The 7933-nt window shown below is 66.2% G+C and carries 9 protein-coding genes; 8 read left to right on the forward strand and 1 reads right to left on the reverse strand.

The genetic code is table 11. From position 1 onward, the window contains the following. Nucleotides 1-172: 172 nt before the first annotated feature. From ureG to I71_RS11530, 5 genes are all read left to right on the forward strand, one after another. Nucleotides 173-817: an urease accessory protein UreG gene (ureG, locus tag I71_RS11510; protein ID WP_042694999.1), complete on the forward strand. Its 645-nt coding sequence runs from the start codon at nucleotides 173-175 to the stop codon at nucleotides 815-817. Between the two features lie 83 nt (nucleotides 818-900). After that, the gene (locus tag I71_RS11515) at nucleotides 901-1815 is read left to right on the forward strand and encodes a PRC-barrel domain-containing protein (protein WP_042695000.1); all 915 of its coding nucleotides are present in this window, start codon (nucleotides 901-903) and stop codon (nucleotides 1813-1815) included. Nucleotides 1816-1875: 60 nt separating this feature from the next. Then, on the forward strand, nucleotides 1876-2328 hold the full coding sequence (locus I71_RS34945; protein WP_083897106.1) for a DUF2892 domain-containing protein: 453 nt from the start codon (nucleotides 1876-1878) through the stop codon (nucleotides 2326-2328). Between the two features lie 321 nt (nucleotides 2329-2649). Beyond that, nucleotides 2650-3435 carry an enoyl-ACP reductase FabI gene (fabI, locus tag I71_RS11525; RefSeq protein ID WP_042695006.1) on the forward strand — a complete coding sequence of 262 codons (786 nt, stop codon included), beginning with the start codon at nucleotides 2650-2652 and terminating at the stop codon, nucleotides 3433-3435. A gap of 201 nt (nucleotides 3436-3636) precedes the next feature. Next, a complete protein-coding gene (locus I71_RS11530) occupies nucleotides 3637-4047 on the forward strand; it encodes a bacteriohemerythrin (RefSeq protein WP_042695001.1) in 411 nt (136 codons plus the stop codon). 18 nt (nucleotides 4048-4065) lie between these two features. Here I71_RS11530 and serB read toward each other — a convergent pair whose 3' ends face one another. Beyond that, nucleotides 4066-4971 carry a phosphoserine phosphatase SerB gene (gene serB, locus I71_RS11535; RefSeq protein WP_042695002.1) on the reverse strand — a complete coding sequence of 302 codons (906 nt, stop codon included), beginning with the start codon at nucleotides 4969-4971 and terminating at the stop codon, nucleotides 4066-4068. Between the two features lie 157 nt (nucleotides 4972-5128). Here serB and miaA point away from each other — a divergent pair, with 157 nt between their 5' ends. The 3 genes from miaA to I71_RS11550 form a co-directional block, all read left to right on the forward strand. Further along, on the forward strand, nucleotides 5129-6127 hold the full coding sequence (gene miaA, locus I71_RS11540) for a tRNA (adenosine(37)-N6)-dimethylallyltransferase MiaA (protein WP_042695003.1): 999 nt from the start codon (nucleotides 5129-5131) through the stop codon (nucleotides 6125-6127). 17 nt (nucleotides 6128-6144) lie between these two features. Next, entirely contained in the window at nucleotides 6145-7356 is a 1212-nt protein-coding gene (locus I71_RS11545; RefSeq protein ID WP_083897107.1) for a PLP-dependent aminotransferase family protein, read from the forward strand. 323 nt (nucleotides 7357-7679) lie between these two features. Next, on the forward strand, nucleotides 7680-7933 hold a 254-nt coding region (locus I71_RS11550; RefSeq protein WP_042695004.1), incomplete at its 3' end, for a thiamine pyrophosphate-binding protein.

The following is a 7933-nucleotide window of genomic DNA, read 5'->3' on the forward strand; positions in this document are numbered from 1 at the left end:
TCCCGCTGGGCCAGACCGACGGGCAGCGGGCGCTTGCCGCCCTTGACCCCATCACACAACGGGCGGCGGAGGCGGCGCTGCGGCCCCCGCTCGACGATTTCGGCGGCCGGGCGATGGCCGTCGACTGGACCTCGATGATCCACGAAACCCAATATACGAGGCTGTTCCGCTCATGAGCGCTCTCCCCGCTATCGAAAAGAGCCACGCCGGTCCGCTTCGCGTCGGCATCGGCGGCCCCGTCGGATCCGGCAAGACCGCGCTGACCGACGCGCTGTGCAAGCGCATGCGCGACGATTGGGAGGTCGCGGCGATCACCAACGACATCTACACCAAGGAGGATGCGGAGTTCCTCACCCGTTCCGGCGCCCTGAAGCCGGAACGGATCATGGGGGTCGAGACCGGCGGCTGCCCGCACACCGCGATCCGTGAGGATGCCTCGATCAACCTCGCCGCCGTCGATCAGATGAACGCGAAGTTCCCCAACCTCGACCTGATCTTCATTGAATCGGGTGGCGACAACCTCGCGGCGACCTTCTCGCCGGAGCTGGCCGACATCACCATCTACGTCATCGACGTGTCGGCCGGCGACAAGATCCCTCGCAAGGGTGGGCCGGGCATCACCCGTTCGGACCTGCTGGTCATCAACAAGACCGATCTTGCTCCGATGGTCGGCGCCAGCCTGGAGGTGATGGACCGCGACGCCCGAAAGATGCGCGGCGACCGTCCCTTCGTCTTCGCCAACGTCAAGGCGGGCGAGGGGCTGGATGCCATCCAGTCCTTCATCGTCCAGCGTGGCGGATTGCCGCTTCCGGGCTGACGACCACCACGACCGTTCGGGAACCTCCGGCTTGACCATGCTGTTCATGCAGCATGAGACGATTCAAGCCGGAGGATGCCCTGATGACGCGCCCGACCCCTGCAACGGCCCTGCTGCTGGCCGCGCTGGGAACCCTGTCCATCGCCGCGCCCGCGCTGGCGGCCGACGACTGCGCAGCCGGGCTCGACCGGCTGGGACAGCAGGCGGCGGCTCTTGAGGCTGCCGGCCCCGGCTCCGCCGCTCCGGTGACCCCGCAGGAGACCGCGCAACTCCGCGCCCTGCAGCAGGCGGCGCAATCCGCCGCACAGAAGGGCAACACCCCCGCCTGCCAAGCCGTCCTGGGCGAGGCGACGGCGTTGCAGGACTCCATCGCCCATCCGCGGGCGATTGCCGCCGACGATCTTGAGAATGCCAAGCTGCACAGCCCGGACGGCAAGGATCTCGGCAGCATCTCCGAACTGATCATCGATCCCGGCACCGGGCGCGTCGCCTATGCGGTTGTCGAACTGGGCGGCTTCCTCGGTATCGGCGACGCCGACTTCGCGGTTCCCTGGGCGCTGTTCACCCCGTCCGGCGGCGGTTATGTCCTGAACGTGCCGAAGGACAAGCTGACCAACGCTCCACGTTTCGACGACAAGAACCGCCCGAACATGAACGACCGCCAGTGGGCGATGGCGGTCCATACCTATTATGGCGTGGCGCCTTACTGGATGCGCGATTCGGCGACGCTGGCCGCCATCGCCGGCACGGCTGGAGGAAACGGAGACGCTTCGGCCGCTCCGCTGCGCCAGGAGGTGCAGCGCCTGTCGCAGGAGGTGGCGCGGCTGAACAGCGAACTGCAGCAGGCGCGCGGCGCCGCCGGCTCCAGCGGTGCCCCCGGCGAAGGGCTGTCCGGTGCCGGAACGGGGCAGGGCGGTGCTTTGCCGGGAGCGCCGGAGTCCGCGTCGCAGACACCGCGCGGGAACGGCACCCCCCAGCCGCCGGTTTCCCAACAGTGACGCGATAACGATCCGATGGCGGGCGATCCCCGACCGGAAGCCGCATTCAGGAGGACCGACATGGAACTCTCTTCGATCACCGACACGGCCCAGCGTAATCTGCGGAGCCTGACCGACCACATCCATTGGTCCGATGGGGGCCACGGCGGCGGCCATGGCATCAATGTCGGCCATAACGAACGGCTGGCCTCTCTGGCCGGCGGGGTGGTGCTGGCGGTGCTGGGCCTGCGCCGGCCCAACTGGACCGGTGCCGCCATGGCGCTGGCCGGCGGCGCCCTGGTGGCGCGCGGCCTGACCGGTTATTGCCCCGGCAAGGCGATGCTGGCCGACTGGTCGGACAACGACCGGGCGGCCATTCCTGCACAGGATGTCGACCATGGGATCGACCCCTATTCCCGCCATCCCGGCGACATCTACAAGGAGACCTGTGAGGAGGAGATCGTCGACGAGGCGTCGCAGGAATCCTTCCCGGCAAGCGACCCGCCCTCTTTCTCGCCCGGCATTGCCCGCTAAATGGGCGGCCAGCTGGCAGGCGTGACTCCATAACAGAAGCGTCATCAAGAAACGGCCCGCCACTCCTACGCTGGCGGGCCGTCCTTGATATAGATCAATGAAAGATAGGATTGGAAGGACTTTGAGTTTTACTAACTGATCATGGGGCAATGCTGCATGATGATTGGAAATCATGCGCGCATTGCACCCGTTGCACGTTGCAGGTCGTCGAGGATTGGTCTATGGTGCACTGCACAAGGAGCGCTATGTGCCGCTGCACGGCGAAAGGCCGCGATGGATGCGGCCGCTCCTCCCGTCACCTCGACCGCAGGACAGTCCGCCATGACCACGATCATTCCCGCCGCCGCCACGCTTGAAGGCAAGAAGGGGCTCGTCCTTGGCATCGCCAACGACCAGTCGATCGCCTGGGGCTGTGCCCGCGCCTTCCGCGCGCTGGGTGCCGACCTTGCGGTCAGTTATCTGAACGAGAAGGCCAAGCGCTTCGTCGAGCCGCTGGCCCAGCAGCTGGAGGCCGAGATCTTCGAGCCGGTGGACGTCACCGGCGAGGGCGAGTTGAAGGCCATCTTCGACAAGATCGGCGAGAAGTGGGGCAAGCTCGACTTCGCGCTGCACAGCATCGCCTTCGCTCCCAAGGATGACCTGCACGGCCGTGTCGTCGACTGCTCCCGCGAGGGCTTCCAGCAGGCGATGGATATCTCCTGCCATTCCTTCATCCGCATGGCGCGCTATGCCGAGCCGCTGATGAAGGACGGCGGATCGCTGTTCACCATGTCCTATTTCGGTGCCAACCGCGTCATCGACAATTACGGCGTCATGGGTCCGGTCAAGGCTGCGCTGGAGGCCAGCGTGCGTTATCTGGCGGCTGAACTCGGCCCGAAGGGCATCCGCGTCCATGCCATCTCCCCCGGCCCGATCAAGACCCGCGCCGCCTCAGGCATCGCCCATTTCGACGAGCTGATGGACAAGGCTGCCGAGCGCGCGCCCGAAGGCCGTCTGGTGACCATCGAAGAGGTCGGTTACACCACCGCCTTCCTCGCCACCGATGGCGCCAAGGGGATCACCGGCAACACCACCTACGTCGATTGCGGCTATTCGATCGTCGGCTGATGCACAGGGTCGGTTGAGGCCAGCTGATCGTCGGTTGTGAATGGGGCGGGTGCGGTGACGCATCCGCCCTGTTTCGTTCCGGTCTGCTGCCTGTGGGTGCGTCATATTGCCGTGTGACGCCGCCGGCCGTTTTGGCGCACCGGTGACACCAGCCATAATCCTGGCCAACAGGGTGCCGATAAGGGGGGAGGCGGCAGGGTCATGGGCGCCATCACATGGCGACGGCAGTTGAGCGTCGGCCAGCCTTCCATCGACGACGATCACAAGCACCTGATCGACTATCTGAATGAGTTGGACGCCGCGTTGGCCGCGGAGCGGTTCCAGCCGGCCCGCGTCGCCAAGATCCTCGTCAAGCTGCTGGAATACACCAAGGAGCATTTCGCCCGCGAAGAGCGGATCATGCAGATCGTGCATTATCCGAAATTCGAGGAGCATGTCGCCATGCATCGCGGGGCGGTCAGGATGGTCAGCGAGCTGTCCAACCGCTTCGCCAACGAACCGACCCACGAGAATGCCGAAAAGCTCTACAAATTCACCGCCGACTGGCTGGTCCGCCATATCATCCTGATGGACACGCAGCTGACGCCCTATGTGCGCGGGGTATGGGCGTGAGGGGAGAGGGGTGCTCCCTTACCCCACGAATTCCGCCGCCCGATAGCCCTGGGCATAGAGCAGGGCGGTCAGGTCGCCATGATCGACGCGGGCGCGGGCCTCCGCCGCCACCACGGCCTTGGCATGGAAGGCGACGCCCAGCCCGGCGGCCAGCAGCATCGGCAGATCGTTGGCGCCGTCGCCGACGGCCATGGTCTCCGCCACCGGGACGCGATGCTCGCCGGCGTAGGCCATCAGTGCCTGCAGCTTGCTGTCCTTGTCCAGAATCGGCTCGATCACCTTGCCGGTCATCACGCCATCGACGACCTCCAGCTCGTTGCCGCGGTCGTCGTCGAAGCCGATCCAGCTGCGCACCCGGCCGGTGAAGCAGCGGAAGCCACCCGACACCAGGACGCAGACGGCGCCGTTGGCGCGCATGGTGGCGATCAGCTGGGCGGCGCCCGGCATCAGGGTGGCGCGCTGCCACACCTCGTCGATCACCGTCTCCTTCAGGCCCTTCAGCAGGGCGACCCGTTCGCGCACCGCCTCCTTGAAGTCGATCTCGCCGTTCATCGCGCGGGCGGTGATGGCGGCGATGTGGTCCTTCAGCCCGACATAATCGCCCAACTCGTCCAGCATCTCCTGTTCGATGATCGTCGATTCCATGTCGGCGACCAGCAGCCGCTTGCGCCGCGTCGCTGTCGGCTGGGCGATGATGTCCAGCACCGCGCCGGTCCCATTCGTCGTCAGGGCATGGCGGATCGCCGCCTCCGCCTGTTCGGGCGCCAGGTTGCCGAAGGGCAGGTCGCAGGCGGTGCCCGGTGCCAGCCAGTCCGGCGCTCCGGCATCGGCGCCCAGTCCGACCAGCGCCGCCCTGGCGGTCTGTACGGCGGCCTCGTCGAGCGTGGCGGTGCGGGGGGCGATCAGGGTGGCGACGGCGTTCATCGGCGGGTATCCCGAGGAAAAGAGGGACTTTGCGCGCTGCCTACCACAGGCGCGGGGCCGGGTCCAACGAAGCTTCGGTGTCGGCACGCGGTTGCCTGTTGCAATGCGGACGCCGGGACGCCATGGAAAGGGGGCGAAGGACAGGGAAACGATCCGCATGGCGCCAACACCCATCACCGACGTCGTTGTCATCGGCGGCCCGACCGCGTCGGGCAAGTCGGGGCTGGCGCTTGCCGTCGCCGAAGCGTTCAGCGGCACCGTCATCAACGCCGACAGCATGCAGCTCTATGCCGACCTCGATGTGCTGACCGCCCGGCCGCCGGCCGAGGATCTGGCGCGGGCGCCGCACCGCCTCTATGGCGTGCTGCCGGCGTCGGAGCGTGGGTCGGCGGCGCGCTGGCGTGAGATGGCGCTGGCTGAGATCGCCGCCTCAAGGGTGGAGAACCTGCTGCCCGTGGTGGTCGGTGGCACCGGCCTCTACCTGCGCGCCCTGATGCAGGGATTGAGCGAGGTGCCGCCCATCCCCGACGAGGTGCGCGCCTCTGCCCATGCCCGTCTCGCGGCCATTGGCGGCGAGGCGTTCCGTGCCGACCTGGTCGCCCGCGATCCGGCGTCGGCCAGGCTGAACCCCGGCGATACCACCCGTCTGACCCGCGCCTGGGAAGTGTTGGAGGCCACCGGCCAGCCGCTGTCGCACTGGCAGAGCCAGACCGCCCAGGGCGCGCCGGAGGATCTGCGCTTCACCATCCTGCTGCTCGACCCGCCGCGGTCCGACCTCTATGCCCAATGCGACAGGCGCTTCCACCTGATGATGGAGCAGGGGGCGCTGGAGGAGGTGCGGCGATTGGACGTTCTGGCCCGCGAACAGGCTCTCGCCGCCGATCTGCCGGTGCTGAAGGCGTTGGGCGTGCCGGAACTGCGCCGTGTCCTGCAGGACGGGCTCCCGCTCGACGAGGCCATTGCCCTGGCCCAGCAATCGACCCGCCGCTATGCCAAACGGCAGGTCACATGGTTCCGACATCAGATTGTTGGCAAATCGCCCGATATGCTGGTAAGTCATACAGGACAGCATAGCTGCCATACCATCGATCTGCCTTGTTCGCCTGCGGTACGAAATGCAATGCTCGACCGCCTGAGAACGATACTAAATTACTGATCCGAAGGAGAAGCACCGTGTCGGTTGATTGGGGTCATGTGTTCGCGGGCCGCGTGGGCGGCATGACGGCGTCCGAAATCCGGGAACTGCTGAAGCTGATCGACCGTCCGGAGATCATCTCCTTCGCCGGCGGCATTCCCGACCCGGACCTGTTCCCGAACGCGGCCATCGCGCGTGCCTATGAGAAGATCTTCCAGTCCAATTCCGGCGCCGGTGCCGCCCTGCAATACTCCATCACCGAGGGCTATACGCCGCTGCGGGAATGGATCTGCGATTACATGGGCCGCAAGGGCGTCAACATCGGCTTGGACGGCGTTCTCATCACCAACGGCTCGCAGCAGGTGCTGGAGTTCGTCGGCAAGCTGCTGATCGGCCCCGGCGACAAGATCGTCGTGACCCGCCCGACCTATCTCGGCGCGCTGCAGGCCTTCTCGCCCTATGAGCCGACCTACCTCTCGATTCCGATGGACGAGGAAGGGCCGGAGATGACGGCGCTGACCGAGGCGCTGGCCCAGAAGCCGAAGTTCTTCTACCTCGTCCCCGACTTCCAGAACCCCAACGGCACCACGGTGACGCTGGCCCGCCGCCACGCCATCCTGGACGCCTGCGAGGCGGCCGGCGTGCCGGTCATCGAGGACACCGCCTATTGCGAGCTGCGCTATGACGGCGACCACCTGCCGCTGCTGGCGGCGTTGGATTGCGAGCGCAACGGCGGCAAGCTGACCAACGTCATCTTCGGCGGCACCTTCTCCAAGACGATGGTGCCGGCGATGCGCGTCGGCTGGGTCAACGCCGCGCCGGAGGTGGTGAACCGGCTGGTGCTGATGAAGCAGGCGGCCGACCTGCATGCCAGCACGATCAACCAGATCGTCATGCACGATGTCGTCTCGCAGATCTTCGACAGCCACATCAAGCTGCTGCGCACCCAGTACAAGGAGCGCCGCGACGCCATGCTGGCGGCGCTCGACGAATATGCCCCGCCGGGCGTGACCTGGACCAAGCCGGAAGGTGGCCTGTTCGTCTGGATCGAGGCGCCGGAAGGCGTCGACGGCACCGAACTGCTGGCCCGTGCCATCAAGGAAGCCAACGTCGCTTTCGTCCCGGGTTCGGCCTTCCACGCCGACCGCTCGGGGAAGAACACGTTGCGTCTGGCCTTCTCCGTCACCAAGCCGGCCCAGATCCGCGAGGGTATCCGCCGGCTGTGCGGGCTGCTGAAGACCGCCGCCTGACGGCTCTTCCCTTCTTCGTCGCCTTCGTCGGAACGGCGGCCGCGCTTCGGTGCGGCCGCCGTTTCCGCTTGCAGCGGCCATTGTCGGAAGAGGTCCGCACCTCCAATGGCTGCGCAACAATTGGAAAAACTGCGGCAAAAAAACTTTGCAAACATTCGCGAATAGGGTTGACCTATGACGGAGGAATTGACTAATTTGCCGCTCCCAGCACACGCCATCGGGTCTAAGCCGTTGTTATGAACGGCATCCCCTTCCGGCGGGGTTGGTGTTCCCAAGGAACCGGGCGCCCTAGAGGAGGCGCCCACATGAGAAGGTCGTGAGCGATGTCCGAACAGAAGCTGACCGGCGCCCAGATCGTCATCAAAGCCCTGAAGGATCAGGGCGTTGACATCATCTTCGGCTATCCCGGCGGCGCCGTACTTCCCATCTACGACGCGCTGTTCCAGCAGAACGACCTGAAGCATGTCCTTGTACGCCATGAGCAGGCCGCGGTTCATGCGGCGGAGGGCTATGCGCGCTCGACCGGCAAGGTCGGCTGCGTGCTGGTGACCTCGGGCCCGGCGCCACAATGCGGTGA

Source organism: Azospirillum sp. B506, from assembly GCF_000333595.1.
In the GTDB taxonomy this organism is placed as follows: domain Bacteria; phylum Pseudomonadota; class Alphaproteobacteria; order Azospirillales; family Azospirillaceae; genus Azospirillum.